Raw genomic sequence first — 265 nt, 5'->3', positions numbered from 1 at the left:
GGAGGATGGTCCCCCCATGTTCAGTCAACATTTCACGTGTGCCGACCTACTCGATTTCACAATTGTTTCATTTTCGTGTACGGGGCTATCACCCTGTATCGCCAAGCTTTCCAGCTTGTTCCACTAACTCCACAACGTTTAAGGGCTAATTCCCGTTCGCTCGCCGCTACTAAGGAAATCTCGGTTGATTTCTTTTCCTCGGGGTACTTAGATGTTTCAGTTCTCCCGGTTCGCCTCTTTATCCTATGTATTCAGATAAAGATAC

Annotated in this window: 1 rRNA gene; it reads right to left on the bottom strand. The window is 46.8% G+C overall.

Annotated elements, in window-relative coordinates:
* Positions 1-265, bottom strand: a 23S ribosomal RNA gene (locus tag ACSLUH_RS19625); the annotation flags it as partial.

The organism is Thalassotalea ganghwensis, from assembly GCF_053485795.1.
The sequence above is the reverse complement of the archived record's forward strand: the minus strand, read 5'-3'. Positions and strand labels throughout refer to the sequence as shown.